Origin of the sequence: Dyella sp., assembly GCF_051962475.1 — a bacterium.
Classification (GTDB): Bacteria; Pseudomonadota; Gammaproteobacteria; order Xanthomonadales; family Rhodanobacteraceae; genus Dyella_A.
In genome coordinates this window covers 21570-47476 of the sequence record NZ_JBQCCF010000027.1, presented here as the reverse complement: position 1 = coordinate 47476, position 25907 = coordinate 21570, and the positions used below count along the sequence as shown (strand labels likewise).

Annotated in this window: 21 protein-coding genes and 1 tRNA gene; 11 read left to right on the top strand and 11 right to left on the bottom strand. The window is 67.1% G+C overall.

Annotation, left to right across the window (positions count from 1 at the left end; genetic code table 11):
• Positions 1-100: 100 nt before the first annotated feature.
• The 5 genes from ACTHJF_RS05735 to ACTHJF_RS05715 form a co-directional block, all read right to left on the bottom strand.
• A complete protein-coding gene (locus ACTHJF_RS05735; protein WP_440266267.1) occupies positions 101-1393 on the bottom strand; it encodes a sensor histidine kinase in 1293 nt (430 codons plus the stop codon).
• Positions 1377-2063, bottom strand: a complete 687-nt coding sequence (locus ACTHJF_RS05730; RefSeq protein ID WP_431634362.1) for a response regulator transcription factor — start codon at positions 2061-2063, stop codon at positions 1377-1379. Before ACTHJF_RS05730 ends, ACTHJF_RS05735 begins: the two co-directional genes overlap by 17 nt.
• Before the next feature lie 296 nt (positions 2064-2359).
• Entirely contained in the window at positions 2360-3238 is an 879-nt protein-coding gene (gene rimK, locus ACTHJF_RS05725; protein ID WP_440266266.1) for a 30S ribosomal protein S6--L-glutamate ligase, read from the bottom strand.
• Entirely contained in the window at positions 3235-3687 is a 453-nt protein-coding gene (locus ACTHJF_RS05720) for an ATP-dependent zinc protease family protein (RefSeq protein WP_440266265.1), read from the bottom strand. Before ACTHJF_RS05720 ends, rimK begins: the two co-directional genes overlap by 4 nt.
• 46 nt (positions 3688-3733) lie before the next feature.
• Positions 3734-3807 (bottom strand) — tRNA-Gly (locus tag ACTHJF_RS05715).
• A 234-nt stretch (positions 3808-4041) separates the two neighbouring features.
• On the opposite strand from ACTHJF_RS05715, the gene ACTHJF_RS05710 reads away from it, so the two are divergent.
• From ACTHJF_RS05710 to ACTHJF_RS05695, 4 genes are all read left to right on the top strand, one after another.
• Positions 4042-6282, top strand: a complete 2241-nt coding sequence (locus tag ACTHJF_RS05710; RefSeq protein WP_440266264.1) for a DUF6600 domain-containing protein — start codon at positions 4042-4044, stop codon at positions 6280-6282.
• 115 nt (positions 6283-6397) lie between these two features.
• Positions 6398-7123 (top strand): tRNA (guanosine(46)-N7)-methyltransferase TrmB, encoded by a 726-nt coding sequence (gene trmB / locus ACTHJF_RS05705; RefSeq protein ID WP_440266263.1) that lies wholly within the window; start codon positions 6398-6400, stop codon positions 7121-7123.
• 194 nt (positions 7124-7317) lie between these two features.
• Entirely contained in the window at positions 7318-9135 is a 1818-nt protein-coding gene (locus tag ACTHJF_RS05700; protein ID WP_440266270.1) for an SLC13 family permease, read from the top strand.
• 44 nt (positions 9136-9179) lie between these two features.
• Positions 9180-10451, top strand: coding sequence for a nucleotide sugar dehydrogenase (locus ACTHJF_RS05695; protein WP_440266262.1), 1272 nt, complete (start codon positions 9180-9182; stop codon positions 10449-10451).
• 3 nt (positions 10452-10454) lie between these two features.
• Here ACTHJF_RS05695 and ACTHJF_RS05690 read toward each other — a convergent pair whose 3' ends face one another.
• The gene (locus ACTHJF_RS05690; RefSeq protein ID WP_440266261.1) at positions 10455-10799 is read right to left on the bottom strand and encodes a Rieske (2Fe-2S) protein; all 345 of its coding nucleotides are present in this window, start codon (positions 10797-10799) and stop codon (positions 10455-10457) included.
• Between the two features lie 78 nt (positions 10800-10877).
• On the opposite strand from ACTHJF_RS05690, the gene ACTHJF_RS05685 reads away from it, so the two are divergent.
• From ACTHJF_RS05685 to yedA, 3 genes are all read left to right on the top strand, one after another.
• Positions 10878-11153 (top strand): hypothetical protein, encoded by a 276-nt coding sequence (locus ACTHJF_RS05685; RefSeq protein WP_440266260.1) that lies wholly within the window; start codon positions 10878-10880, stop codon positions 11151-11153.
• A gap of 91 nt (positions 11154-11244) precedes the next feature.
• Positions 11245-12144: a methylated-DNA--[protein]-cysteine S-methyltransferase gene (locus ACTHJF_RS05680; protein ID WP_440266259.1), complete on the top strand. Its 900-nt coding sequence runs from the start codon at positions 11245-11247 to the stop codon at positions 12142-12144.
• 32 nt (positions 12145-12176) lie between these two features.
• Complete coding sequence (gene yedA / locus ACTHJF_RS05675) at positions 12177-13079, top strand: drug/metabolite exporter YedA (protein ID WP_440266258.1); 903 nt, start codon at positions 12177-12179, stop codon at positions 13077-13079.
• Here the strand turns inward: yedA and pdxR are convergent.
• A complete protein-coding gene (gene pdxR, locus ACTHJF_RS05670) occupies positions 13054-14613 on the bottom strand; it encodes a MocR-like pyridoxine biosynthesis transcription factor PdxR (RefSeq protein ID WP_440266257.1) in 1560 nt (519 codons plus the stop codon). The two genes, yedA and pdxR, sit on opposite strands and share 26 nt — an antisense overlap.
• Before the next feature lie 275 nt (positions 14614-14888).
• On the opposite strand from pdxR, the gene ACTHJF_RS05665 reads away from it, so the two are divergent.
• Positions 14889-17975: a TonB-dependent receptor gene (locus ACTHJF_RS05665; protein WP_440266256.1), complete on the top strand. Its 3087-nt coding sequence runs from the start codon at positions 14889-14891 to the stop codon at positions 17973-17975.
• A gap of 233 nt (positions 17976-18208) precedes the next feature.
• On the opposite strand, the gene ACTHJF_RS05660 is transcribed toward ACTHJF_RS05665, so the two are convergent.
• From ACTHJF_RS05660 to ACTHJF_RS05645, 4 genes are all read right to left on the bottom strand, one after another.
• Positions 18209-19531, bottom strand: a complete 1323-nt coding sequence (locus tag ACTHJF_RS05660; protein WP_440266255.1) for an ABC transporter permease — start codon at positions 19529-19531, stop codon at positions 18209-18211.
• An 11-nt stretch (positions 19532-19542) separates the two neighbouring features.
• Positions 19543-20706 carry an ABC transporter permease gene (locus ACTHJF_RS05655; protein WP_440266254.1) on the bottom strand — a complete coding sequence of 388 codons (1164 nt, stop codon included), beginning with the start codon at positions 20704-20706 and terminating at the stop codon, positions 19543-19545.
• Between the two features lie 10 nt (positions 20707-20716).
• Entirely contained in the window at positions 20717-21403 is a 687-nt protein-coding gene (locus tag ACTHJF_RS05650; RefSeq protein WP_440266253.1) for an ABC transporter ATP-binding protein, read from the bottom strand.
• A gap of 122 nt (positions 21404-21525) precedes the next feature.
• Positions 21526-22770 carry an efflux RND transporter periplasmic adaptor subunit gene (locus tag ACTHJF_RS05645; RefSeq protein WP_440266252.1) on the bottom strand — a complete coding sequence of 415 codons (1245 nt, stop codon included), beginning with the start codon at positions 22768-22770 and terminating at the stop codon, positions 21526-21528.
• Positions 22771-22928: 158 nt separating this feature from the next.
• Between ACTHJF_RS05645 and ACTHJF_RS05640 the strand changes: the two genes are divergently transcribed.
• The 3 genes from ACTHJF_RS05640 to ACTHJF_RS05630 all read left to right on the top strand — a co-directional run bounded on the left by ACTHJF_RS05640 (position 22929) and on the right by ACTHJF_RS05630 (position 25808).
• A complete protein-coding gene (locus tag ACTHJF_RS05640; RefSeq protein ID WP_440266251.1) occupies positions 22929-23615 on the top strand; it encodes a fumarylacetoacetate hydrolase family protein in 687 nt (228 codons plus the stop codon).
• A gap of 240 nt (positions 23616-23855) precedes the next feature.
• Positions 23856-24278: a large-conductance mechanosensitive channel protein MscL gene (mscL, locus tag ACTHJF_RS05635; protein ID WP_431634383.1), complete on the top strand. Its 423-nt coding sequence runs from the start codon at positions 23856-23858 to the stop codon at positions 24276-24278.
• An 87-nt stretch (positions 24279-24365) separates the two neighbouring features.
• Positions 24366-25808: a M20/M25/M40 family metallo-hydrolase gene (locus ACTHJF_RS05630; protein ID WP_440266250.1), complete on the top strand. Its 1443-nt coding sequence runs from the start codon at positions 24366-24368 to the stop codon at positions 25806-25808.
• Positions 25809-25907 lie beyond the last annotated feature (99 nt).

The window sequence follows — 25907 nt, the reverse complement described above, 5'->3', positions numbered from 1 at the left end:
AAAATAAAACCCCCGCGAGGGGGTTATTTTTTTTTTTTTTTTTTTTTTATAAACCCACTTTTTCCCCCCCCCCCCCGGGGCTCCTACACCGGCAGGCGGATCAGGCGAACGCAATGCTGGCGACGGCGCCGTTGGTATCGGTGCGCGGACGCATCGATACCTGCCAGCCGTAGAGCTCGCACAGTCGCCGCACGATCGCCAGGCCCAGACCCGCGCCGCTGCCGCCGGCGCCTTCGCCGCGCACGCCACGCTGGAACAGCCGCTCGGCATCCTCCGGCTTGATGCCCGGACCGGTATCGATCACTTCGATGCCGTTGGCGCCCACTTCCACCCGCACCTCGCCGTCGAGCGTGTACTTGATGGCGTTGCCGATCAGGTTGGTCAGCGCCACCGCGAGCACGGAGGCCGGTGCGTTCACACTGACCGGCTCGCGCTCATCCAGGTGCACGGCGACGGGCTTGTCGCGGATCTGCGGGCGCTGGCTCTCGATCACGTCGGCGGCCACCTTGGCCACGTCGGTGGTTTCGCCACGGGTCGGGCCGCGCCGCTCGGCGCGCGACAGCAGCAGCAGCGCCTCGATCAGCTCGGTGGCCTGGCGCGAGGCGCGCTCGATGCGCTTGAGCCGTTCGGCCAGCTTGGGCGTGAGATCCGGCGAGCCCTGCAGCAGTTCGGTGGTGCTGGCGATCACCGCCAGCGGCGTGCGCAGCTCGTGGCTCACGTCGGAATTGAACTCGCGATCGCGCTCCACCATCGAGGTCAGCCGCGCGGCGTAGTCGTCCAGCGCCTGCGCCAGCTCACCGACCTCGTCGTCGGCGAAATGCGCCGCCAGCGGCTCGGCCTTGCCGGCCTTGCGGAACTCGCGCAAGCGCTGCGCCAGCTGGCTGACCGGCTTGAGCACCTTGCGCGACAGCCACAGGCCGATCGCCAGCGACAGCAGGCCGAACAGGAATACCGCGCCGATGACGCTGAAGAGCAGCTGCTGCTTGCCCAGCTCCTCGCGCGAGACGTCGTAGCGTACAAAACTGATGATGCCGTTCTCGCGATAGACCGCGAGCTTGTAGTGATGAACCCGACCACCGTCGTCCGGATCCGGCTCGTGGATGTCGTGCACCCCGGTAGCAAGGTTCTGCCATGCCAACGGCGCCTTGTAGAGCGTGCGATCGCTCTTGACCATGCCGGTGATGAGTCGCGAGCCCGTTCCAGGCGCGTCAGGGTGCTCCTGAGCGAAGCGGTTGGAGTACTTGGCGTCATCCAACAGGCTGGCATTGACCAGCTGATCCTCCACCCGCGTGCGGATATTCAGTGCCGCAAACGCAAACAACGCGCTGAGGCCGAAGCCGAACAGCGCGAAGGAGACGACGAGACGGAACCGCAGCTTACGCCTGGACTGCATCCGGATCGACCATGCGATAACCGATGCCGTGCCGCGTGTGAATCAGCGGCTTCTCGAACGGCTTGTCGATCGCCGCACGCAATCCATGGATGTGCACCCGCAGCGAGTCGCTGTCCGGCAGCTCCTCGCCCCACACCTTCTGTTCCAGGTCCTGCCGGGTCACCACCGACGGGCTCGCTTCCATCAGCGCCTGCAGCAACTTCAGGCCGATCGGATTCAACTGGATCGACTTGCCCTCGCGGTTCACCGTGAGCGTGTCGAGGTTGAAAGTGAGATCGGCCACCTTGAGCACGCGGCTCTGCGGACCCTTGCCGCGGCGCGCCAGCACTTCCAGCCGCGCGGACAATTCCTGCAGCGCGAACGGCTTGGTCATGTAATCGTCGGCGCCGGACTCGAAGCCGGTGAGCTTCTGCTCCAGCGCGTCGCGCGCCGTAAGCATGAGGATCGGCGTCTGCTTGTGCGCCTCGTGGCGCAGCTTGCGGGCCACTTCCAGCCCGTCCATGCCGGGCAGGGTCAGGTCGAGCACGATCACGTCGAAATCGTGCACCACCGCCAGGTGCAGACCGGTGACGCCATCGCCGGCGAAATCGACCACGTGGCCGCGGTCTTCCAGATAATCGCCGATGTTGGTCGCGATATCGCTGTTGTCTTCAATCACCAGTACGCGCATGCGCCACTCCGTGCGGTCGGCGCACGGGCCGGCCTTATGGGTTGCAAGCTTAACAAGCCTGTTGCGGGAAAGCGGAGCCGCCCGGGCGCAAAAACTGAACGCGCCGCGCGGGCAAAGAAAAGGCCCGGATGACTGTCCACGCGGGATCAGCACACCCGGGCCCAAGCTACTGCCCCGATACCGAATCTGCTGCCACCAGACCTACAGGTTGAAGTGCCAAGCAAATGCAGTGGGGTCTTTATAGGTGGGGGGTGGTTAGGATGCAGTTAATGGCCCGCTGACGACCCGCCGAGTGTTCAGCTAGCTGCGTTCTGCTCCAGATGCTTGATGATGCAGCCGGACACATCCACGCCGCTGGCTGCCTCGATGCCTTCGAGTCCCGGCGAGGCATTCACTTCCAGCAGCAGCGGCCCACGGTCGGAGCGCAGCAGATCCACGCCAGCGATGCCCAGCCCAAGGGCCTGCGCGGAGCGAATGGCGATCTTCTTTTCCTGCGCGCTGAGCGTGGCCTTCACTGCCGTGCCGCCGCGATGCAGGTTGGCGCGAAACTCGCCCGGACTGGCGTCGCGCTGCATCGCCGCCACCACCTTGTTGCCGACCACGAAGCAGCGCAGGTCGCTGCCCTTGGCCTCGGCAATGAACTCCTGCACCAGGAAGTTGGCGTACAGGCCGCGGAAGGCCTCGATCACGCTCTGCGAGGCGCTGCGCTTTTCCGCCAGCACTACGCCGGTGCCCTGGCTGCCTTCGTTGAGCTTGATCACGTGCGGCGGCTCACCGAGCATCGCCAGCACGTCGGTGGTGTCGTCGGGGTTGTCGCCGAACACGGTTACCGGCATCTGCAGCCCGTGCGAGGCGAGGATCTGCAGGCAGCGCAGCTTGTCGCGCGCACGTAGCACCGCATCGGACGGATTGGGCGTGTACACGCCCATCATCTCCAGCTGACGCAGCACGGCGGTGCCGTAGAACGTGCTCTGCGTGCCGATGCGCGGGATCACCGCATCGATGTCGCGCAGCGCCTTGCCCTTGTAGCGAATCTCCATATTGCCCGGCGCGATGCGCACGTAGCAGCGCAGCGGATCGAGCACGCGCACCACGTGGCCGCGCTCGCGTGCCGCCTCCACTAGGCGCTGGGTCGAGTACAGCCGCGTATTGCGCGAGAGGATGGCTATTTTCATGGGTTGTCCGACACCGCGCGCTCGGCGCGCGGCTGGGTATAGGAGAGCATCGGATCGACCGCAAAACGTCCGATCAGGGCGGTGCGGCCGAGCAGCATGGGAAACAGCATGTGACGACGATCGGTCAAGCTGATGTCAATCGGGAACGCCTGCCCGGCCAGGCTCACCGCACTGCGGATGAACCAGCGCTCGCTGCGCCGCCCGCCGGTGTCGGTAACCACGCGCCGATCCAGCGCTGGCGCTTCGCCCTGCCAGGTGGTCACACGGCGACGTCCCGCGCTCACGCTGAAACGCAGCCAGGTGGCGCCGTCGCGACGGAAGGTTTCGAGCGAGTCGATGTGCAGCGCGCTGGATCGCGCGCCCGTGTCGAGCTTGGCCTTGAGGCCGGCGATGCCGAGATCGGGCAGCGCCACGCGCTCCCGCCAGCCGAGGGTGATGACATCCGCCATGGTCAGCGCACGCGTCGGGAGGTGGGGGCTCGGGGATCGAGGGGAGTGGAGCGGGTGAAGGGAATCGAACCCTCGTCAGTAGCTTGGGAAGCTACAGCTCTACCATTGAGCTACACCCGCGTCGGCGGCAGATGGTAACCCGCCCGTCGCGCGCGAGGGAAGCGCCCGCATGCGGCCCAACGGCGGCTAAACCGCACATGGCGGCCGGCTGAATCGAGCGCCTGATCGGCGCCTTCGCGCGAGCTGTCCGCCGCGGCCGCGTGCCCATAATGCCGCCGCGGTCATCCCGACCGATGGCGAAACGTTTTGCGAACTGGGCCCGCGCCCCGGGCCGCCGCTTCCACGGAGGAAGTCATGGGTCAGTCCTGGTTGTTCCGCCCCGCCGGTCGGCGTGCGTGGTCGCGGCTCGGCGCTGTGCTCGCGCTAGCGCTTGCTGTCGGCGTTGCGCAGGCACAGTCATCCGGTGGCGATGCCGGCGATCCGCCTGACCGGGTCGCGCGCCTGGCGTACCTGGCCGGCGACGTCGGCTTCCTGCCCGCCGGCGCCGAAGACTGGAGCGAGGCCTCGCTGAACCGTCCACTCACCCGCGGCGACCGCCTAACGGCGGCGAACGATGCGCGCGCCGAGCTGGAGCTGGACCACGCCAGCCTGCGGCTCGACCGGGACACCGACGTGGGCATACTGCAACTGGACGATCGCCTCGCCCAGCTGGAACTCACCCGCGGCACGCTCAATCTGTCCGTACGCACACTCGATCCGGATGAAAGCTACGAGATCGACACGCCGAACGTGGCGCTGGTGGTCAACTCGCCCGGCGTGTACCGCATCGACGTGGACGAGCGCAGCGGCACCACCGACATCACCGCGCTGGACGGCCAGGCCACGGTGTACGGCGCCAATGACGCCAGCCGTCGGCTGATCGGCGGGCACCGCTATCGCTTCGACGACAGCTCGCTGACGCAGGTGGCCGAATCCTACGCAGGCGCCCAGGACGCGTTCGACCTGTGGTGCGCCGACCGCGACGATCGCTACGCCCGCGCGAGCAGCCGCCAGTACGTCGCCGACGACGTCATCGGCTACGAGGATCTCGATCGCTATGGCCAGTGGCAGAGCGACGACGCTTACGGCCGGGTCTGGTACCCGGCCACCGTCGCCAGCGACTGGGCGCCCTACCGCGATGGCCACTGGGCCTACGTGGCGCCGTGGGGCTGGACCTGGGTCGACGACGCGCCATGGGGTTTTGCGCCCTACCACTATGGCCGCTGGATCAACGTAGGCGGTCGCTGGGGCTGGATTCCGGGGCCGCGCGAGTTGCGTGCGGTATACGCGCCGGCGCTGGTTGCTTTCGTCGGCGGCAACGGCTGGAGCGTGTCGGTGGGCGCGGGAGCGCCGATCGGCTGGTTTCCGCTCGGCCCGGGCGATTTCTACAACCCGTGGTATCGGGTCAGCGCGGACTACTACCGCCGGGTGAACCGGCACAACCTGCACTGGGATGATCGTTGGCACCACGACCACGACCGCGACGGCTTCGAGCGCTATTTCAACGAGCGCTATCGCCGCTACCGCGAAGGCCGCGCGCCGGACGAGCACTACGTCAATCGCCATGCACCGCACGGCATCACTGCCGTTTCGCGCGAGGCATTCGTGCAGGCCCGGCGGGTGGAAGGCCATCGGGTGCAGATCGATCCGGGCCATCTGCGCATGGCGCCAGTGCTCGGCCGCCTGCCGGTGAGCCCGGTGCGCGCCAGCTTCGCCGGTGCGCCCACGCCGCGCGGCCGGACCGTGCCGCAGGGTCGTTTCGATCGGCCCGTGGTGAGCCACCGCGCGCCCCCGCCCCGCGACGGACTCGCCAACCGCTTCCCACAGGCACGCGGCCGGCCGGATGCACCGCTCGCGGATCCGTCGGTCGGGTTGCCGGCCACCCGCTTCGTGCATGGCCGCCCGATGCCACAGGAAACGAGCGCTACACCCGCGCGCGTCGTCGGGACTGTCGGCGCGTCCGACCACACCGGGCGGTTCCCGGCGGTCAGGGGTCGCCCGGACGCGGCCACCAGCGCGCGCGCGATGGCGATGCCGTCTTCCCGATTCGCCCACGGCCGCCCCGGTCTGGACGAGTCGAATACCCCGCCGACGCGCGGCGGCATGCTGCCGTCGGTACCGCGCTTCGTCCGCGCCGAGCAACTCCCAGCCGCGAGCCCGCCACGCGCATCGGCTCCAACGCCCGCTTACGGCGACGAGCGTCCCCGCGAGACACAACGCCCGGCGACGCTGCCCGTTACGCCGCGCTTTGCGCCAGCCGATCGCCGTCCGCCTCCCGCCTGGCGTGCAGCGCAAGGCGAGCCCCCGATGATGCGCAGTGAGCGCTCGCGCCCCGCCGAACCCACGGTGGAGCGGCGCGTTGAGCCGCGCTTTGCGCCGCGCCAGGCGATGCCGGCGCCGCCGCGCGAGGCCATGCCGGTGCCACAGCGACGCTTCGAAGCCCCGGCACCGCGCGCGGCGCCGCCAGCCCAGAGCGAACCGCGCCATGCCCCACCGCGCAAGGGCGAGGACAGCCACACCGGGCACCCCGGCGCCGCGCGATTCCAACATCACTGAGTCGCGGCGATACAATGGACGGCCTTGCCACGGCCGGCATGCTTTACGGCATGCCGGCCGCTGCTTTTCGGGCGCGCCGTCCCGTGCCGCTGCCCATGACTCGCGGATGTTCCCCATGACCGACCACCCCGACCACGACGCACTCCCGGCGGACGCCGACGGCCCGGCCTACCTGCGCCGCATCCGCAGCTTCGTGCTGCGCGAGGGCCGCATGACGCCGGCGCAGCAACGCGCGTTCGACGCGCACTGGTCGCGCTACGGGCTGGATTACCGGGGCGCGCCGCGCGACTTCACCGCGACCTTCGGCCGTAGCGCACCGCGCGTGCTGGAGATCGGCTTCGGCAACGGCGAGGCCCTGGCCTGGGCCAGCGAGCACGATCAGGTGCGCGACTTCATCGGCGTGGAAGTGCACGGCCCGGGCGTGGGTCGGCTGATGAACGCACTGGCCGCGCGCGACGCCGCCAACGTGCGCCTGTACAAGCACGACGCGGTGGAAGTGCTCGAACACGAGATCGCCCCGGGCACGCTGGCCGAGGCCCGCATATGGTTTCCCGACCCCTGGCACAAGAAGCGCCATAACAAGCGCCGCATCATCCAGCCGGCATTCGTCGCCCTGCTCGCCTCGCGCATGGCGCCCGACGGTTTGCTGCATCTTGCCACCGATTGGCAGCCCTATGCCGAGCACATGCTCGAGGTGATGGAAGCAGCGCCGGACTGGCGCAACGCGGTGGCCCCGGGTGCCTATGCCGAGAAGCCGGACTGGCGCATCGAGACCCACTTCGAGCGGCGCGGGCTCAAGCTCGGGCACGGGGTGTGGGACCTGCTTTACCGCCGTCGCTGAGGTCCGCGTGCGGCGCGGTTCACCAGCCGCGCAGCCCAGCCGCATATACTGCGTCCTGACACAGGGACGGGGCGCCGCGTGAGGTTCACTTCGCACCACCGCATGCAACATGGCGGCCTGGCCCGGCGACCCTGCGGCGTGCGAATTCCTGACCGGCGAGACCTCACTCCGTGGGCCTGACCCTCACTCCCGAAATGATCCTGGTGCTGGCGCTGGTCGGCTTCACCATGCTCATGCTGGTGCTGGAGTGGATCCGCGCCGACATGGTCGCCCTGTTGGTGGTGGTGGTGATCGGCCTGACTGGGCTGATCCCCTCCGACCGCGTGTTCAACGGCTTCGCCGGCAACGCGGTGATCGCGATCATCGCGATCATGATCATGGGCGCCGGGCTGGATCGCGCCGGCGTGCTCGCGCTCACCGCCAACTTCGTGATGCGCATGGCGCGCGGCATGGAATCGCGTCTGGGCGTGGTGATCAATGCGGTCACCAGCCTGTTCAGCGCGGTGATTCCCAGCCAGGCGCTGGCGGCCCTGATGATCCCGGTGATCAGCCGCCTGTCCGCGCGCACCGGCGTGCCGATCTCGCGCCTGTTGCTGCCGATGGCGTTCTGCATTCTCACCGCCACCAACACCACGCTGATCGCCAACTCGCCGCTGATCATCCTCAACGACCTGATCGCCAGCGCCAACAACAACCTGCCGCCCGGCGCGCACACGATCCCCAAGTTCGGCCTGTTCAGTGTGACCCCGGTGGGCCTGGCGTTGGCGGTACTGGGCGTGGCGTTCTTCTATTTCTTCACCCGCAAGCTGCTGCCAGAGCGTGAGGACGAGCGGCTCAAAGTCACCCCGGGCCGTACCGAGAGCTACTTCGCCGACACCTACGGCATCGTGGGCGAGACCGCCGAGCTCACCGTCACTGCCGAGAGCCCACTGGTCGGCATGAGCATCGGCGAGGTGGAGCAACTGCGCGAGGCGCCGCTGATCCTGGCGATCAAGAGCGGCAACGACGCGCGCATGGCGCCGCCGGTGGACCAGGTGATCTGGGTCGGCTCGGTGCTCGGCGTGCTCGGCCCGCGCGAGCAACTGGCGCAGTTCGCCAACAACCAGCTGTGCAAGCTGTCGCCGCGCATGCGCCAGCTCGCCGAGCTGTTCAATCCGACCCGTGCCGGCATTTCCGAGGCGGTGATTCCGCCGAGCTCGCGCTTCATCAAGCAGACCATCGGCGAGCTGCGGCTGCGCAAGCGCTACGGCATTTCGGTGCTGGCGGTGAACCGCGGCGACCAGGTGCTGCGCGACGACGTGCGCGGCATCAGCCTGCGCGCCGGCGACACGCTGGTGCTGCACTCGAGCTGGCGCGAGCTGGCGCAGACCACCGAGGACAAGGACCTCGTGGTGGTCACCGACATCCCCAAGGAAGAGCAGCGTCCCGGCAAGATCTGGCACGCGGTGGGCTTTTTCACCCTGGCCAAGGGCCTGGCGCTGTTCACCAACCTCGATCTGTCGGTGGCGATGATGACCGGCGCGATCGGCATGCTGCTCACCGGCGTACTGAACATGGACGAGGCGTACAAGGCGATCAACTGGAAAACGATCTTCGTCACCGCCTGCCTGATTCCGCTGGGCTGGTCGATGGACGCCACCGGCACCGCCGCCTGGCTGGCGCAGGAAGTACTCGCCTACCTCGGCCACGCCGCGCCGTGGATCCTGCAGCTGTCGCTGGCGATCCTCACGCTGCTGTTCTCGCAGGTGATGTCCAACGTGGGCGCTACGGTCATGATGGTGCCCATCGCGATCAGCGTGGCGGTGGCCACCGGCGGCAACCCGTCGGCCTATGCGCTGATCGTGGCGGTGTCATCGTCCAACACCTTCCTGCTCAGCTCCGGCCATCCGGCGCTGATGATGGTGGCCGGCCCGGGCGGCTACCGCGGCAAGGATTTCCTGCGCGTCGGCGTACCGCTGACGCTGGCCGTGCTGCTGGTCACCATGCTGGCGATCAACCTGATGTTCCACTGAGTCCGCTACCCTTAGCCATTCGAAGATCCTCGGAACCGGTTCGCATGGTGAATCCTTCTCGGCTGGGCATCGTAGGCCTGGGCTATGTCGGTCTGCCGCTGGCGGTGGAGTTCGGTCGGCTGCTACCCACGGTGGGTTTCGACACCAGCGCCGAGCGTGTCGTCGCCTTGCGGGCCGGCATCGACCACACGCGCGAAACCTCCTCCGACGAGCTGCGCACCGCCAGCCAGCTACAGCTCAGCGCCGATGCTTCCGCGCTGGCCGATTGCAACGTGTTCATCGTCACCGTGCCGACTCCGGTGGACGAGGCGAACCGACCCGACCTCACTCCGCTGGAGCAAGCCAGCGCCACGATCGGCGGCGTGCTCAAGCGCGGCGACATCGTGATCTACGAGTCCACCGTGTACCCAGGCACCACCGAAGAAGTGTGCGTGCCGGTGCTGGAGCGCGTCTCGGGGCTGCGCTTCAACGTGGATTTCTTCTGCGGCTACAGCCCCGAACGGATCAACCCGGGTGACCGCCAGCACCGGCTTGCCACGATCACCAAGATCACCTCCGGCTCGACCCCCGAGGTAGCCGATGCGGTCGACGCGCTGTACCGGCGCATCATCACCGCCGGCACGCACAAGGCGCCCAGCATCAAGGTGGCCGAGGCGGCCAAGGTGATCGAGAACACCCAGCGCGACGTCAACATCGCGCTGATCAACGAGCTGGCGATGATCTTCGACACCATGGGCATCGACACCCAGGACGTGCTCGACGCTGCCGGCACCAAGTGGAACTTCCTGCCGTTCCGTCCCGGCCTGGTCGGCGGCCACTGCATCGGCGTGGATCCGTACTACCTCACCCACAAGGCCACGGTGCTGGGCTACCACCCGGAGCTGATCCTCGCCGCGCGCCGCATCAACAGCCGCATGGGCCTGCACGTGGCGCACCAGGTGATGCGGCTGATGGCGAACAAGCGCATCCACGTGGTGGGTTCGCGCATCCTGGTGTTGGGGCTCACCTTCAAGGAAAACTGCCCGGACCTGCGCAACACCCGGGTGGTGGAGATCGTGCGCGAGCTGGAAGCGGCGCACGCCACGGTGGACGTCTACGACCCCTGGGCCGACGCCGACGAGGCCGAGCGCAAGCTCGGCCTGCGACCGATCGAACAGCCCGCGGCGAACAGCTACGACGCGATCGTGCTGGCGGTGGCGCACCAGCAGTTCGTCGCACTGGACGTCGCCGCAATCCGCGCCTGGGGCCGCGAGGCCTGCGCTGTGTTCGACATCAAGAGCGCGCTGCCGCCAGGTCTGGCCGACGCGCGGCTCTAGACCTCACGAAGCGAGGCGCACCTCGCCATCGACCACGGCGACGGCGACCCGGCGCAGCTCCTGGCCACGGCATGGGCCGCCGATGCACCAGCCGGTGGCTGCAGTGAAACTGGCACCGTGCGCGGCGCAGATCAGCGCCCCCTTGCTGATCAGGAACTTGCCTGGCGCCCAGTCCAGCCGCCGCCCCGCGTGCGGGCAGATGTTGAGGTACGCATGCACGGCGGCACCTTGTCGCAGCACGATCAGGTTCTCCGGCCCATCGGGCAGTGCCGCATCGACGGCAATGGCCTCGCCATCGGGAATGTCGTCCAGCCGGCAGAGCGGGCGGGCGGTCTCACTTCTATCCATCGGCACTTGTCTCGGAGGCACGCAGGCCTCATCGTTGCACGCGTAAGTCGTTGATTTTAACACACGGATTTTTAACACATGCGCTTCGTCCTGCCTGCCCCGCGTCGTGCCCGCCACCCGCTCGTCCGTGCCCTGTCGGTGCTGATCGGCCTCGCCGTGGTGGGCGTGTTGATGGTGTTCGGCCTGATGGTTGCCGGCGTGCTGCTGGTCGGCGGCCTCGTGCTGCTGGCGGTTCGCCAGTGGAAGCTGCGCGCCGGCGCGCCCGTGCGCGGCGCGGCCCGCGCGTCGCATCGCACCCAGACCCTGGAAGGTGAGTTCGTGGTGCTGCACGAAGGCCGCCGTACCGCGCATTGAGCGCGTCCGGACCGCGGTGAAGCGCAAGATCCGGATGGCTCGCGCCGCACCCGCCGCGTAGCCTTGAGCGCATCCTCCCGCGGATGCTGCCATGACCAAGCCCACCACCGATGCTGCCCTCGAGCGCGTTCGCGCGCGGATCGAGCAGTGCGACGCGCTGCCTACCCTAAGCGAACTGGCGGCCACCGCCGGCCTCAGCGCAACGCACCTGCAGCGGGCGTTTCGCCGCCGCTACGGCGTCAGCCCCGCCGAATACCACCGCGCCCGCCGCTTCAATCAGCTGCGCCAGTCGCTGCGAGACGGCAGTGCGGTAACCGAGGCGGTCTACGACGCGGGCTTCGGCTCCGCCAGTCGCGTCTATGAGCACAGCGATCGCCTGCTCGGCATGACGCCGGCCAGCTACCGCTCCGGCGGCGCCGGCGCCAGCATCCGCTACACCATCACCGCCACCCCGCTGGGCCAGCTGCTGGTCGCCGCCACCACGCGCGGCCTGTGCGCCGTCTCGCTGGGAGAGAGCGACGCCACCCTCGAAGCACGGCTGGCGCAGGAGTTTCCCCATGCCGAGCGCGAGCGCGTAGACGCTGGGCGGGAGGAATGGCTGGACGCGGTGATCGCCCGCATCGCTCACGAGCTGGGCTGGAGCGACGTCGAGGCGCCGGCGCTGCCGCCGATCGACGTGGCCGCCACTGCCTTCCAGTGGCGGGTATGGCAGGCGCTCACGCGCATCCCGGAAGGCAGCACGCGCAGCTACGGCGAACTGGCCAACGAGCTGGGCATGCCCAAGGCGGCCCGCGCCATCGGCCAGGCCTGCGGCAGCAACCGGCTGGCGCTGATCGTGCCTTGCCACCGCGTGGTGCGCGAGGATGGCTCGCCCGGCGGCTGGCGCTGGGGCGTGCAGCGCAAGGTGCAGTTGCTTGCCCGCGAACGCGCCGCGTCGCCGCCTCGCGATGCCAACCGTGCCCCTCGTGCGGGGCGTCGCGCTCGCGGATAATGACGCGCCTCCCCCGCGCGACTCCCCCACGCATGTCCCAGCCAGTTTCCGCGTCCGGTGCACGCGGCCCCGTCGATGAGCGCGTGCTGATTCCGCTTGCCCTGCTCGCGCTCTACGTGATCTGGGGCTCGACCTATCTCGGCATCCGCTACGCGCTGGAAAGCTACCCACCGTTCCTGCTCGCCGGCGTGCGCTTCCTCGGCGCAGGCGTACTGCTCTACGGCTTCCTGCGCCTGCGCGGCATGGCCGCCCCGACCGCAGGGCAGTGGCGCAACGCCGCGTTCACCGGCGTGCTGCTGCTCGGCTTCGGCAACGGCCTGGTGTGCTTCGCCGAGCAGCGGGTGAGTTCGGGCATCGCCGCCGTGGCGGTGGCCAGCATGCCGCTGTTCGCGGCGCTGTTCGCCGGCCTGTACGGGCAGTGGGCCACGCGGCGCGAAACGATCGGCCTGCTGATCGGCTTCGCTGGCGTGATCGTGCTGAACCTGGGCAGCGGATTGTCCGGCTCGCGCATCGGCGCGCTGGCGCTGATCACCGCCGCCATGTGCTGGGCGTTCGGCTCGGCATGGAGCCGCCGCCAGGACATGCCCGCCGGCCCGATGAACACCGCCGCGCAGATGCTCTGCGCCAGCGTGGCCCTGCTCGGCGTGGGCTACGCCGGCGGCGAGCACCTGCCCGACCACCCCACCGTGCGCGCCACCGCAGCCGTGGTCTACCTCGCCCTGTTCGGCTCCATCGTCGCCTTCAGTGCTTATCTCTACGTGCTCAAGCACGCACGCCCCGCCGTGGCCACCAGCTACGCCTACGTGAACCCGCCCGTCGCCGTGCTGTTCGGCGTGCTGCTCGTCGGCGAGCACGTAGGCACGTTCGATCTGGCCGGCATGGCGGTGATCCTGCTCGGCGTGGGCGTGATCACGCTGGCGCGGCAGAAGCGCTGAGGCGCCCGGTCTCGTGAAGCCCCGCCGCGGTCGACGTCCGCTGCCGACCGATCGAAAGTTCGTCGCAGAGCTTGTAGAACGCCGCGGCCAAACGACGAATCGCTTCGTCGATACGGCCTTGGGGAACATGCGCGTAGCGCAGCAACAAGGTTATGTGGGGTGGCGGATTGTCATAGTAGACATGTGCTGAGGCGATGCGCACTCCATTATCTGCCGCGCAACTAACGAGAGCGTTCGTCCGGTCGCGTGGCAATTCGACGAAGTGGACGAGGAGTGCTCCACTTGCGCCGCCGCCTGAAACCGCCGCGTGGCGCCCGAAGTGCTCGTGCAGGCTATGCACCAGACTCTCCCGCTTGGCCGCCAGCAGCACGAACAGTCTTCGCAGGTTGCGCTGGTAATCCCCCGCCGCGAGGTAGCGAGCGAGCACACGCTGGAGGAGAAAGCCAGCACCACGGTCAGCCACCCATTTAGCTGCGACGAGGTATGGGCGAAGACCTGCCGGCGCAACGACATAAGCCATACGCATGGTCGGGAAAAACTCGCGCGCGAAAGCTCCGACATAGATCACTTGCTGCCGACGATCCAGTACGTAGAGTGGAGGTGACGCCGTGGAGACCAAGCGGTGCTCGGGCTCGAAATCGTCTTCTATGATGTAGGCACCTCGTTGGTATGCCCAGTTCAGAAGGCGGTGTCGTCGGTCTTCCGACATGACTGCCCCAGTCGGAAATTGCTGCGATGGCATCACGTAGATCAGCTTGGCTTCGGCCAACTCGTTCGCGTGCTGCTCGACATCCAAGCCGGCACCACCCACAGCGCAAGCGACGACGCGGGCGCCCGCCGACCGAAATGTCGCCCGGATCCCCCGGTAGCCCGGATCCTCGATGCCGACAACCATCCCCGGCTGCACAAGGACCCGTGTAACCAAGTCACGCGCCTGTTGGATGCCAGCCACTATGAGGATGTCATCCGGATCCACCTGCAATCCGCGCTCTTGACGCAATTCCAGAGACAACGCCACGCGTAACTCACGCAGGCCGAGGAAATCCTGGGGCAGATTGCTGCGATCCTGCATCGCCTCCAGCAGTACATGGCGCCACTGTCGAGCGCCCGCCGCATCTTGAAAGATCTTTAGATCGGTGAAATCCAGCATGCCGGCCGGAGTCGTGACCGGGGAGCTGGCGAGGGAAACTTCTTTGCAAGCACTAATGGCCCACGGCGAGGGTGTGGGTAAATCATTTACGGGTGGATCGGGCGGTATATGGGCCGCTTGCAAGGGGATGGTTGCCGCATATTCCTGCGAATATCGGTCACTCACGAAAGTCCCGCTGCCGGGATTACTCATCGTGATGCCTTCGCTCTCCAACTGCGCAAAAGCCTGCAGCACGACCGTGCGCGACACGCCCAGTTCGCGAGCAAGCGTGCGAGTACCAGGCAGCCGGTTCGAAGGCTGGAAGCGGCCGCCCTCGATAGCTCGGCAGAGCGCCCGGTAGACCTGCAAATAGAGCGGTTCTCCGCCTTCAAGCTTCAAAAGCATGAGGTTGCTTCCTCGATAGCCCACCGACAAACGGTGCACTGGCTGCACGGTTTACACGGCTCGCGGAAAGAATGAAGTGGTCACCTTTCGCCCGCCTTAAGTGGACTCTTCTGGTAGCAACCAAACGCGGCAGACCGGTTATTTACTCGGATCTAACACTCGCATGAGGATCGCCGACGGCTCGCGGAATCTCCTGACTCCGCTTTCTCGCCGCGCCTCTCATACAGCGTCAGGATTTTTCGAAGACGCACGCATCCAAGTCATCCGGGGAACCCATGAACAGCAAATGCAGCATTCCACGTTCAGCGCGTCGCGCGCCAAATCGCAAGGCGCTCTGGCTTGCATTGGGCGTATCGCTCAGCCTCAGCGGCGTCGCCTACGCCCAGTCCACCACGGGCACGATCTATGGCACGGCGCCCGCCGCCCAGGGCGAGAGCATCCTGATCGAAAGCGCGAACGGTCTGTCGCGCGAGGTACCGGTGGACAGCAGCGGCCATTACAGCGCTTCGTCACTGCCGCTGGGTACGTATACGGTGAGTCTGCGTAAGGATGGCGCGGCGATCGACTCGCGCACGGGAGTTAAGACCATCGTCGGCAGTGGCACGCAGGTGTCCTTCAGTAGCTCGGGCCCCACCGACGCCACGACGCTGACTGGCCTGACCGTGTCGGCCAACGCGCTGCCAGCCATCGATGTCAGCCAGGTTGATTCGCGCACGGTAATCACCGCCGAACAGCTGGCCAAGTTGCCGCTGCAGCGGACCGCCGAAGCCATCGCCACTCTCGCCCCGGGCGTCAATCAGGGCAGCGGTTACTTCACCAGTCCGACAGGTCAGGTGCTCAATTCCTTCGGCGGATCGTCGGTTGCAGAAAACGCTTACTACATCAACGGATTCAATACTTCCGATCCGCTGCACAACTTCGGCGGCCTGACTCTTCCCTACGGTGCGATCGACCAGGAGCAGGTGCTGACCGGCGGCTACGGGGCCGCCTACGGCCGCTCAGACGGCGGCGTGATCAGCCAGGTCGGCAAACGCGGCACGAACGAATGGCACTTTGGCGGACAGATCCTCTGGACCCCCGACTGGGCCAAGGCTTCACCGCGCAACCTCTACTACCCGAGTGGCCCGCAATACCTGTCCAACGCTGACGGCGGCGCCCAGGGGCAGATCTATCAGTACCGGAACGACAACCAGAGTACCGGCGCCACAGCCGACGCCTACGCCGGCGGACCGTTGATCAAGGACAAGCTCTTCATCTTCGGCGCGGTGGAGGCGCAACGCACGATCGATGGCACGAATATCGAATCGGTCGAGAGTGGACGCGCAACGACCTACAGCTACACCGACCCGAAGTGGTACGGAAAGATCGACTGGAACATCACCGACAACAACATCCTCGAGCTCACCGGCGCTTCCAACAAGACCGAGTATTCCGGGAATGTCTACCAGTACAACTATGTCCCAGGTCAGGCCAAGGGCAACTTCGGAAACTTCCTGAGCCCTGACACCCATACAAAGGACGGCGCCGACCTTTGGGTCGCCAAGTATACGGGGTACCTGACGGACAACCTGACCGTGGATGCGCTGTATGGAAAGATGACGCAGACCGACTACAGCATGGCCGGCGGCGGTCCGGATCCGCGCATCCTGAATCCGCAGTTCGAGAACACTGCGCTTACCGGGGGCTCCATCATCAATGGCACGCAGACCTCCGGATCCGTGGCCAACCCCGGTGCCCAGGACAAGACCACGAACCTGCGCCTGGACGTTAACTACAAGATCGGTAACCACTCGATCACCGCGGGTATCGACAACATGGATATCCAGGCGCTCAACATCGGCAACCAGGAGCCTGGCCCCGGATATGCGTGGGACTATGGCCGAGGGGATCCGAATATCCCGATCTCGGCCCAGCCTGGACAGGAGGTGGGTGCCCCGGGTGGTCAGGGCTACTACGTGTCGCAGTACATCTACACCACCGGCGCGGCCAAGGTGCGCGTGAAACAGCACGCGCAGTTCATCGAGGATCAATGGCAGGTAACCGACCGGGTGCTTTTGTCGCTCGGCCTGCGTAACGACCAGTTCACCAACTACAACCCCGACAGCGTCGCCTATCTGCGGCTCACCAAACCGCAATGGGCACCGCGAGTGGGCGCGAGCTGGGACGTGCACGGCGATTCCAGCCTGAAGGTCTACGCCAATGCCGGCCGCTACTATCTGGACGAACCGGCGAACGTTGCCATCCGTGGCGCGTCGGGCAGCATCTTCACCAACCAGTACTTCACCTACACCAGCATCGATCCGGCGACCGGCATACCCAGCGGGCTCACCCAGATTCCGCAGGGGCACTACCCCGGCGTGTCGGCCAACCTGGAGTTCGGCCAGCCACCGGATCCGAAACAGGTCACCAGCCGCAACGCCAAGGCTGAGTATCAGGACGAGTACATCGCCGGTCTGGACCAGGCGTTCGACATGCTCGGCGCCAAATGGACTGCCGGTGCCAAGGGGACCTATCGCGTACTGCGCAACGACCTGGACGACGTCTGCGAGACCGACGTGTTTGCTTCAGAAGGCCAGGCTCAGGGCTTCGATCCGAACGCGGCGTCCGGTGCGGGTTGTTACATCATGAACCCCGGGCGCACGGCAACGTTCAACGTTCCCAACGGCCAGGGCGGCTACGGAGTCATGACGATCCCGTGGTCGGCCTTCAACATGCCCAATCTGCTGCGCAAGTACGTCGCTCTGGACACATATCTGGAGCACCCATTCGACGGCACCTGGTATGGACGCATCGACTACACGCTGGCGCACAGCTTCGGCAACACCGAAGGGTCGGTCCGCTCCGACATCGGGCAGACCGATGTGGCACAGACCGAGGACTGGGACAACACCGGCGTCATGACGTATGCCAATGGCGACCAGTCCAACGATCGCAGGCACCAGATCAAGCTGATCGGCTACTACCAGATCACCCCCGAGTGGCTGGTCGGCGGCAACCTGCAGATCCTTTCCGGTACGCCGCGGACATGTCTGGGCTACTTTGGGCCTCAGCAGGCCGACGAGTACAACTACGGCTCCTCGTATCATTTCTGCGGTCCCGCCGGCACGCCCGCCGCACCAGGCACCACCGGCCGCACGCCGTGGCAGGAAATCCTCAGTCTCAACGCGGAATACCGGCCGGCGTGGGCCGACAAGAAGCTGGCCTTCTCTGCCCAGGTCTACAACCTGCTCAATCAGCAACGGATAACTCAGTACTACAACACCTCCGAGTCCGGCCCTGGCCAGCTCTCGGTCGATTACCTGGTACCGATCGCTGTGCAGCAGCCGCGCTATGTCCAGTTTGGCGTCAGCTACGACTTCTGATCCGTGTAGCGGATCAACCTGACCATAACGACATCGAGTCCGGCACACGGAAGTGCCGAGACACGAGATTCTCCCCAGATGGCCGCTTCCATGGCGGCCTTTTTTTGCCTACTGCGGAGCGAGACGGAACGGCATGGCCCGGGGCCGGGACGATAAGTCAGGTGCCGTAGCGGTCCGCCTATGGCAGGACCGCACAATCGGATCCCCACGAGCCTAGTTCCAGACGATTGCCACTAAAGCTCCCTCAGCGCAGTGGTCACCGGCAGGCGCGCGGCACGCACGGCGGGGAACAGGCCGCCGATGAAGCCGATCGCCATCGCCCACTTGATGCCGGTCCACAGCAGCTGCGGCGACACCTTGAACTGGAACACCACCTGGCTGAAGTTGGAGCCCAGGGTGGAAGCGGTGTAGTTGTTGAAGATCAGCCAGGTGACGAAGCCACCGAGCAGCCCGCCGAGCAGGGCCAGCAGCATCGTCTCCAGCAGCACCGACACCACCACCGGCACGCCGCGAAAGCCGATCGCACGCAGCGTGGCGATCTCCCGGGCGCGCGAAGCGACGGCCGCGAACATGGTATTGAGCGCGCCGAACACGGCGCCGATCGCCATGATGATGCCCACGGTGAGGCCGACGATGCGGATCAACTTGGTCAGCCCCTCGGACTGCTTGGCGAAGTACTCGCCGGTGGTGGTGACATCCACCTTGATGCGCGGATCGCTGAGCAGGGCCGCCTTGAACGTGTCGAACGCCTTGGGTGAGGTGAGGCGCACGGTCACCGACTGTGCACTGGAGCCGCGCCGGTAGGCCGAGGCCACGGTCTGCATGTCGCCCCACAGTTCCGAATCGTGCGAGTCGTTGGAAGCGAACGCACCGACCACGGTCCACGGCTGGCCGGCGAGGCGGATCTGGTGCCCTACTTCCAGCCCGGCGAACTGCCGCTGCGCCCCCTGTCCCACCACCAGCTCGCGCAGGCCGGGCTTGAAGCGGCGCCCCTCGGTGATGTGCATGTTCGGGCGCAGCGCCCACGCGGCATCGCCGACGCCGCGAATCTGCACGTTGGCTTCCACGCTGGGATCGTTCTTCTTGGCCAAGTTCGCCACCACCGAGATCTCGGCCGAGGCGACCGGTTTGCCGTCGGCATCGCGCGCCACGCCGGGCGCCTGTTCGATCACGTTGAGGCTGTCGCGTTCCAGCACCGAGTTGAGCTCGGCCGCCGAGCCGCCGCGCAGCACGATGGCGGTGTCGTCGCTGCCGGTCTGCTGCAGCGTGGCGGCGAAACCGTCGCCCATCGCTAGCATCGCCACCAGTACGCCGACCACACCGGCGATGCCGATCACGATCACCGACGAGGCGCCGATGCGCTGGCCCAGCGTGCTGATGCCCACGCGGGTCACCGAGAGCGTCTGCCGCCCGCGGCGGAACAACACCAGCCAGAACACCAGCAGCACGGCGAGCCCGCCGACCGCGACCAGCGGCAGATGCGTCCAGATCACCAGCACCGCGGCGAGCAGCACCAGCAGGCCAAGGTTGCCCAGAAAGCTGAGAAACTTTTTCATGATGGATCTCCTCAGCGGCCCGCGAGGGCGTCGACAATGTTCAGGCGCATCGCGCGCATCGCCGGCAACGCGCCGACCACCAGGCCGATCAGCACCATCAGCCCCACCCCGATCGCCCAACTGGTGGCGCCGACCGGCGGCAGGTTCACCATGCCACCGCTGCCCTTGCTCACCCCCGGCGCCAGTAGCGAGGCAATGCCCAGACCGATCGCGCCACCCAGCACCAGCAGCAGCACCGATTCGGCCAGCACCATGCCGAGCACGCCGTGGCTGGAAAACCCGATCGTCTTGAGCACCGCCAGTTCGGACGTACGCTCGCGCACCGCCTGCGCCATGGTGTTGCCGGTCAGCAGGATCAGGGTGAAGAACACCGCGCCCATGATCGCCGTGACGATCAGGCCGATGTCGCCCAGCTGCTTGGCGAACGAGGCACTGAACGCCTGCTCAGTCTGGGTCTTGGTCTCGTGGTCGGAATTGGCCGAGATAGCATCGATCGCCTTGGCCACGCTGTCGGCGGCGTTCGGGTCGGCGAGCCGATCGATGTACCAGCCCATCTCGTGGCGCGCGTAGAGGTTGGCCTCGTCGAAATACTTCCAGTGCAGCAGGAACAGCTGGTCGACACCGTTGGCGGCCCCCTTGCCGACGCTGTAGATGCCGACGATGTCGAACTGCCAGGTCTTGTCGCCGTTCTTCTGCGGGAAGATCGTCGACTGCAGCGGGATCTTGTCGCCCACCTTCCAGCCGTATTTCTTCGCCAGCACCGGGCCGACCACCACGCCGGTGCGGGTGTTGTCGAAGGCCTTGCGCTGCTCCGGCGTCAGCTGGATCTCCGGATAGACGTCCAGATAATTCGGGCTCACCGCGTAGCTGAAGACGAAGTTCTTCGGATCCTGATAGATGCCGCCGAACCAGTTGGCGTAGGCCACGTCGCGCACACCCGGCACGCCGGCGATGCGCGATTGCAGCGCCTGCGGCAGCGACTGGATGATCGAGTAGCGCGAGGCGGTGATCAGCCGATCCACGCCCACCACGCTCTTGCTGCCGCTGTCGAAGGCGGTGCGCACCGCGTCGAGCATGCCGAACAGCAGGAACGCGGTGATGATCGACACCAGGGTGAGTAAGGTGCGTGTCTTGCGGCGAAACAACGCCGCCCAGATGAGATGCAGGTATTTCATCGCCGCCTCCTCAGGCCGTGGCCTGCTCGACCAGCGAGCCCTTGTCCAGGTGCAGCACGTGGTCGGCGTACTCGGCCGCCTTGGGATCGTGGGTGACCATCACGACGGTCTTGCCGTGCTCGCGGTTGAGCGTGCGCAACAGGCCCAGCACGTCCTCGGCAGACTGGCGGTCGAGATCGCCGGTGGGCTCGTCGCACACCAGCAACGTCGGGTCGGAGACGATGGCGCGAGCGATCGCCACGCGCTGCTGCTGACCGCCGGAGAGTTCGCTGGGCTTGTGCGAGGCGCGATCGGCCAGGCCCACCAGCTGCAGCGCGATGGACGCGTTCTTCTTGCGCTGCGCGGCCGACAGCTTGGTCAACAGCAGCGGCAGCTCGACGTTGCGCTGCGCGCTGAGCATCGGCATCAGGTTGTAGAACTGGAAGATGAAGCCCACGTTGGCCGCACGCCATTTCGCCAGCGCGCCGGCGCCGAGCTGGTCGATGCGCTGACCACCGACGGCGATGCTGCCGGCGCTGGGCGTATCCAGGCCGCCGATCAGGTTGAGTAAGGTTGTCTTGCCCGAGCCCGACGGCCCCATCAGTGCCAGGAAGTCGCCTCGCGCGATGGAGAGGTCGACGTGGTGCAGCACTTCCACCTTTTGCTTGCCGCGTTCATAGACCTTGGCCAGGTCGTGGATCTCGATCAGCGTTTCCATGGTGCGTTCTCCTGCGTGGATGAAAGGCCATCTGTAGGAACCCGCTTGCGGGCGATGCTTTTGCTCCTGATCTGCATCAAAGCCAAGAGCATCGCCCGCGAGCGGGCTCCTACGTGGACGTGTCAGGGTGGGGTGGACGTCTGGACGGCCGAACCGTCGCGCAGGTTCGCCGGCGGCGAGATCACCACGCTGTCGCCGGGGTTCACCGCCTCGGGCAACAGGCGCAGGTCGCCGTAGGTCTGCGGCGCGGGCGTCACCGTGCGCTGGTGCGCCACATCGCCCTGCACCACGAACACCACGCGCTGGCCGTCGCGCTGCGCGATGGCCGTGGCCGGCACCAGCACGCCTTTCGGCGATGCGGCGGCCGCCGCCGGTTCCTTGTGCTCCAGGAACGCCACGCGCACGCCCATGTCCGGCACGATGCGCGCGTCCTTCGCTTCCAGCGCCACGCGCACCTTGATTGTCGCCTTGCCGCGGTCGGCGGCCGGCACAATAGCTATGACGTGGGCGGGGATGCGCCAGTCGGGGTAGGCATCGAGCACGGCCTCGGCCGGCATGTCCGGCTGCACGCGGCCAATGTAGGCCTCGTTGACATCGACGTCGATCTCCAGCGAGTCCATGTCCACGATGGTGCCCACGCCGGTGCGGGTGAAGCCGCCGCCGGCCGAGAGCGGCGAGACGATCTCGCCGACCTGGGCGGCCTTGTCGGTCACCACACCGGCGAACGGCGCGCGCACCACGGTGTAGTCGTAGTTGACCTGCGCTACCTGCGCCTGCGCCTGCGCGGCGGCCACCTGGCGGCGCTGCGCCTCGAGTTGGGCCTGGTAGCTGGCCACCGCGGTACGTGCCTGCTCGGCCGCCTGCTTGGATACCAGCCCGCGCCCCACCAGGGCGTCCTGTCGCGCCGCGTCGGCGCGCGCCTGCTCCAGTTGCGCCTGCAGTTGCGCCACCTGCGCCTGTGCCGCCTGTACGCTGGCCCGCGCCGCGTCGAGGTTGGCGCGGTAACCGCTGTCCTCCAGCCGCGCCAGCACCTGGCCCTTGGTCACGTGATCACCCTCTTCGATCAGCACTTCGGTCAGCGTGCCGGTGATCTGCGCCGACACGGTTGCCTGGCGCCGCGCGGTGACATAGCCGGTGGCTTCGAGCACGGCGCCGGCCTCGGCCTGCTTGCCCAGGCTGGCAGCCACCGCCGTCTGCACCGGCACCGGACGATGCGACTGCCACCACCATCCGCCTACGCCCACGCACAGCAGCAGCACGAGCACCACGCCGAGCGCGATCCAGCGACCACGATGGCCGCTGCCACCGCTTTCTTCGCGCTGGTTGTGATCGATGCGCAGTTGCTTCAACAGTTCCGCGTTGTCCACAAGTACTCCCCGGCCGGCCCACCCCGGCGCATCCTGATGACAAGCCTGAAGTGTGCACCCACCGAAAGGCAGCGGCGCCCATCAGGCATCGCCCGTGACAGCTGTCACTCGTCGCTGGCGCGATCGCCGCAGCGCGCGGCCCTGCTACGCTTTCGCGCATGACCTACGCCATCACGCCTCCGCCCGTCCCCAGCCTGCCGATCGTCGGCAGCGACCAGCGCTTCCCGGTACGCCGCATCTTCTGCATCGGTCGCAACTACGCCGACCATGCGCGCGAGATGGGCGCCGTGGTGGAGAAGGACACGCCGCTGTTCTTCTGCAAGCCCGCCGATGCCCTGGTCACCGACGGTGCCGACGTGCCCTTCCCGCAGGCCACCGCCGACCTGCACCACGAGGTTGAGATGGTGGTGGCGTTGGGCGCCGGTGGTCACGACCTTTCGCCGGAAGCGGCCGCCGCGCTGGTGTGGGGCTACGGCGTGGGGTTGGACCTCACCCGCCGCGATCTGCAGGCGGTCGCCAAGGCTAAGAGCCATCCGTGGGACGTGGCCAAGGCGTTCGACCACTCCGCGCCGATGTCGGCGCTGGTGCCGTCCACCGCGGCCACGGTGGACGCGAGCCCCGTGCTGCAGCTGGACGTGAACTGCGAACGGCGCCAGCACACCACGCTGGGCGAGATGGTGCACAGCGTGTCGGAGATCCTCGCCGCGCTGTCGCGGCTGTTCGAGCTGAAGGCCGGCGACCTGGTGTTCACCGGCACGCCGGCCGGCGTCGCGGCGCTGCAGCGCGGCGACCGCTTCCACGCCGAACTGGTGGGCGTGGCGACACTGGACGGCCGCGTCGTTTGAGCGTGGCTCGCCTGTTGCCTCCCCGGCCACTGCGCCAGCAGCCTGTCGGGCTTTGGTGGTCGAGGCGAGAATTCGGCTGTGCGAGGACAGATTTCTGACGATTCGCCGGCCCATAGTGGTTCTATGGGGCAAGAAACGGCAGGAATATGGACCGCACAGCCGGATTCGCAGCCCGGCCAACCAAAGCCCGAGAGGCTGCTAGAGTCGCCCGGTCATCCACTCACCCTGGGAGGGGTAGCCATGGGCATGCTCAAGGAGTTCAAGGAATTCGCCATGCGCGGCAACGTGATCGACCTCGCCGTGGGCGTGGTGATCGGCGGCGCGTTCGGCAAGATCGTCACCTCGCTGGTGAACGACGTGATCATGCCGCCGATCGGACTGCTCACCGGCGGCGTCGATTTCTCGGACATGAAGTGGGTGCTCAAACCCGCCGACAACACCGACCCGGCGCACAAGGTGGCCGAGGTGGCGGTGAACTACGGCATGTTCATCAACACGCTGATCCAGTTCCTGATCGTCGCCTTTGCGATTTTCTTGCTGGTCAAGGCGATCAACCGTCTCAGCCGCAAGCAGGAGGAGGCCGCCCCACCGGCCGCGCCGCCGGCCGACGTGGTGCTGCTGACCGAGATTCGCGATCTACTGAAGAACCGCCCGCAGGCTTGAGGCTCGGTTCCGGCTGCAAGCATGACTTGTGGCCTAAGCGGCCCGTGGGCGCCCCGCCATAATCGGGGTTTGCCCACGGAGTTCGCCATGCGCCGCCTTCGCCTGTCCCTGCTCGCTGCCAGCGTCGTACTGGCCAGCTCCGCATCCGCCTTCGCCGCCGATGCGTCCACCGTGATCCCCGCCGCCGCCGTGCACACGGCCGAGCAGCTGCGCGACAAGGCGATGCACGACGACACCGCCTACCGCATCGTCGAAGGCCTCACCACCGAGATCGGCCCGCGCCTCGCCGGCGGCCCCAACGACCAGCGCGCGCGCGACTGGATGGTGGCAAAGATGAAGGCGCTGGGTTTCGACAAGGTCTACACCGAGCCGGTGAGCTATCCGCTGTGGGAGCGCCGCAGCGAGAGCGGCGAGATCGTCGCGCCGTTCCCGCAGAAGCTGGTGCTCACCGCGTTGGGCTATTCACCGGCCACGCCCAAGGGCGGGCTCACTGCGCAGGTGGTGGCCTTTCCCACGCTGGACGCGCTCAAGGCCGCCGATCCGACCAGCATCAAGGGGCGTATCGTCTACGTCGGCGCACGCATGCAACGCCATAAGGATGGGCGCGATTACGGTATCGGCTCGCCGATCCGTACCCAGGGCCCGGTGATCGCCCAGGCCAAGGGCGCCGCCGGCTTTCTGCTGCGCTCAGCCGGCACCGATCCGCACAGCCGCGCGCCGCATACCGGCGTCACCGGCTTCACCGATCCGGCCAAGACGATTCCCGCCGCGGCGCTGGCCGAGCCCGACGCAGACCAGCTCGAGCGCGTGCTCGCGCACGGCCAACCGGTGCAGGTGAAGATGAACCTGGACTGCGGCATCACCGGGCAGTACACCGGCGCCAACGTGATCGGCGAGATCACCGGCCGCAAGTACCCGAAGCAGGTCGTCGACATCGGCGGCCACCTGGACTCGTGGGACCCGGGCACCGGCGCGATCGACGACGGCGCCGGCGTGGCCATCGCCATGGGCGCGGCGAAGCTGATCCACGACCTGCCGCAGCGCCCGGACCGCACCGTGCGCGTGATCGCCTTCGCCAACGAGGAGATGGGCCTGTTCGGCGGCCGGGCGTATGCCGACAAGCACGCGGCCGACGTGGCCAACCACGTGCTGGGCACTGAATCGGACTTCGGCGCCGGCCGCATCTGGCGCATGAGCGCCAGCGTCAAGCCGAGCGCGCGCGGTGCGATCGAGCAGATCGCCAAGGTGCTGGCGCCGATCGGCGTGGCCTACGACCCCAACAAACCCGGCGGCGGCGGCTCGGACCTCTCGCAGATGCATGCCAAAGGCATGGCCGCGCTCTCGCTCACCCAGGATGGCACCTACTACTTCGACTGGCACCACACGTCGGAAGATACGCTGGACAAGATCGACCCCACCGATCTGGCTCAGAACGTCGCCGTGTACGCCGCCTATGCCTACATGGCGGCGCAGGCCAAGGGCGACTTCGGCTCGGCGCCCGGCGCCTTCCCCGGCGAGCAGGGCGAGTAACCCCGCCCGTCGTGTAGGAGCCCGCTCGCGGGCGATGCCTTTGGCTTTGATGTGGCATCAGAGCGAGAAGCATCACCCGCGAGCGGGCTCCTACAGATG

Coding starts and splice junctions, on each gene's coding strand:
- ACTHJF_RS05735 (WP_440266267.1), bottom strand. CDS start 1,393: ATGCAGTCCAGGCGTAAGCTGCGGTTCCGTCTCGTCGTCTCCTTCGCG.
- ACTHJF_RS05730 (WP_431634362.1), bottom strand. CDS start 2,063: ATGCGCGTACTGGTGATTGAAGACAACAGCGATATCGCGACCAACATC.
- rimK (WP_440266266.1), bottom strand. CDS start 3,238: ATGAAAATAGCCATCCTCTCGCGCAATACGCGGCTGTACTCGACCCAG.
- ACTHJF_RS05720 (WP_440266265.1), bottom strand. CDS start 3,687: ATGGCGGATGTCATCACCCTCGGCTGGCGGGAGCGCGTGGCGCTGCCC.
- ACTHJF_RS05710 (WP_440266264.1), top strand. CDS start 4,042: ATGGGTCAGTCCTGGTTGTTCCGCCCCGCCGGTCGGCGTGCGTGGTCG.
- trmB (WP_440266263.1), top strand. CDS start 6,398: ATGACCGACCACCCCGACCACGACGCACTCCCGGCGGACGCCGACGGC.
- ACTHJF_RS05700 (WP_440266270.1), top strand. CDS start 7,318: ATGATCCTGGTGCTGGCGCTGGTCGGCTTCACCATGCTCATGCTGGTG.
- ACTHJF_RS05695 (WP_440266262.1), top strand. CDS start 9,180: ATGGTGAATCCTTCTCGGCTGGGCATCGTAGGCCTGGGCTATGTCGGT.
- ACTHJF_RS05690 (WP_440266261.1), bottom strand. CDS start 10,799: ATGGATAGAAGTGAGACCGCCCGCCCGCTCTGCCGGCTGGACGACATT.
- ACTHJF_RS05685 (WP_440266260.1), top strand. CDS start 10,878: ATGCGCTTCGTCCTGCCTGCCCCGCGTCGTGCCCGCCACCCGCTCGTC.
- ACTHJF_RS05680 (WP_440266259.1), top strand. CDS start 11,245: ATGACCAAGCCCACCACCGATGCTGCCCTCGAGCGCGTTCGCGCGCGG.
- yedA (WP_440266258.1), top strand. CDS start 12,177: ATGTCCCAGCCAGTTTCCGCGTCCGGTGCACGCGGCCCCGTCGATGAG.
- pdxR (WP_440266257.1), bottom strand. CDS start 14,613: ATGCTTTTGAAGCTTGAAGGCGGAGAACCGCTCTATTTGCAGGTCTAC.
- ACTHJF_RS05665 (WP_440266256.1), top strand. CDS start 14,889: ATGAACAGCAAATGCAGCATTCCACGTTCAGCGCGTCGCGCGCCAAAT.
- ACTHJF_RS05660 (WP_440266255.1), bottom strand. CDS start 19,531: ATGAAAAAGTTTCTCAGCTTTCTGGGCAACCTTGGCCTGCTGGTGCTG.
- ACTHJF_RS05655 (WP_440266254.1), bottom strand. CDS start 20,706: ATGAAATACCTGCATCTCATCTGGGCGGCGTTGTTTCGCCGCAAGACA.
- ACTHJF_RS05650 (WP_440266253.1), bottom strand. CDS start 21,403: ATGGAAACGCTGATCGAGATCCACGACCTGGCCAAGGTCTATGAACGC.
- ACTHJF_RS05640 (WP_440266251.1), top strand. CDS start 22,929: ATGACCTACGCCATCACGCCTCCGCCCGTCCCCAGCCTGCCGATCGTC.
- mscL (WP_431634383.1), top strand. CDS start 23,856: ATGGGCATGCTCAAGGAGTTCAAGGAATTCGCCATGCGCGGCAACGTG.
- ACTHJF_RS05630 (WP_440266250.1), top strand. CDS start 24,366: ATGCGCCGCCTTCGCCTGTCCCTGCTCGCTGCCAGCGTCGTACTGGCC.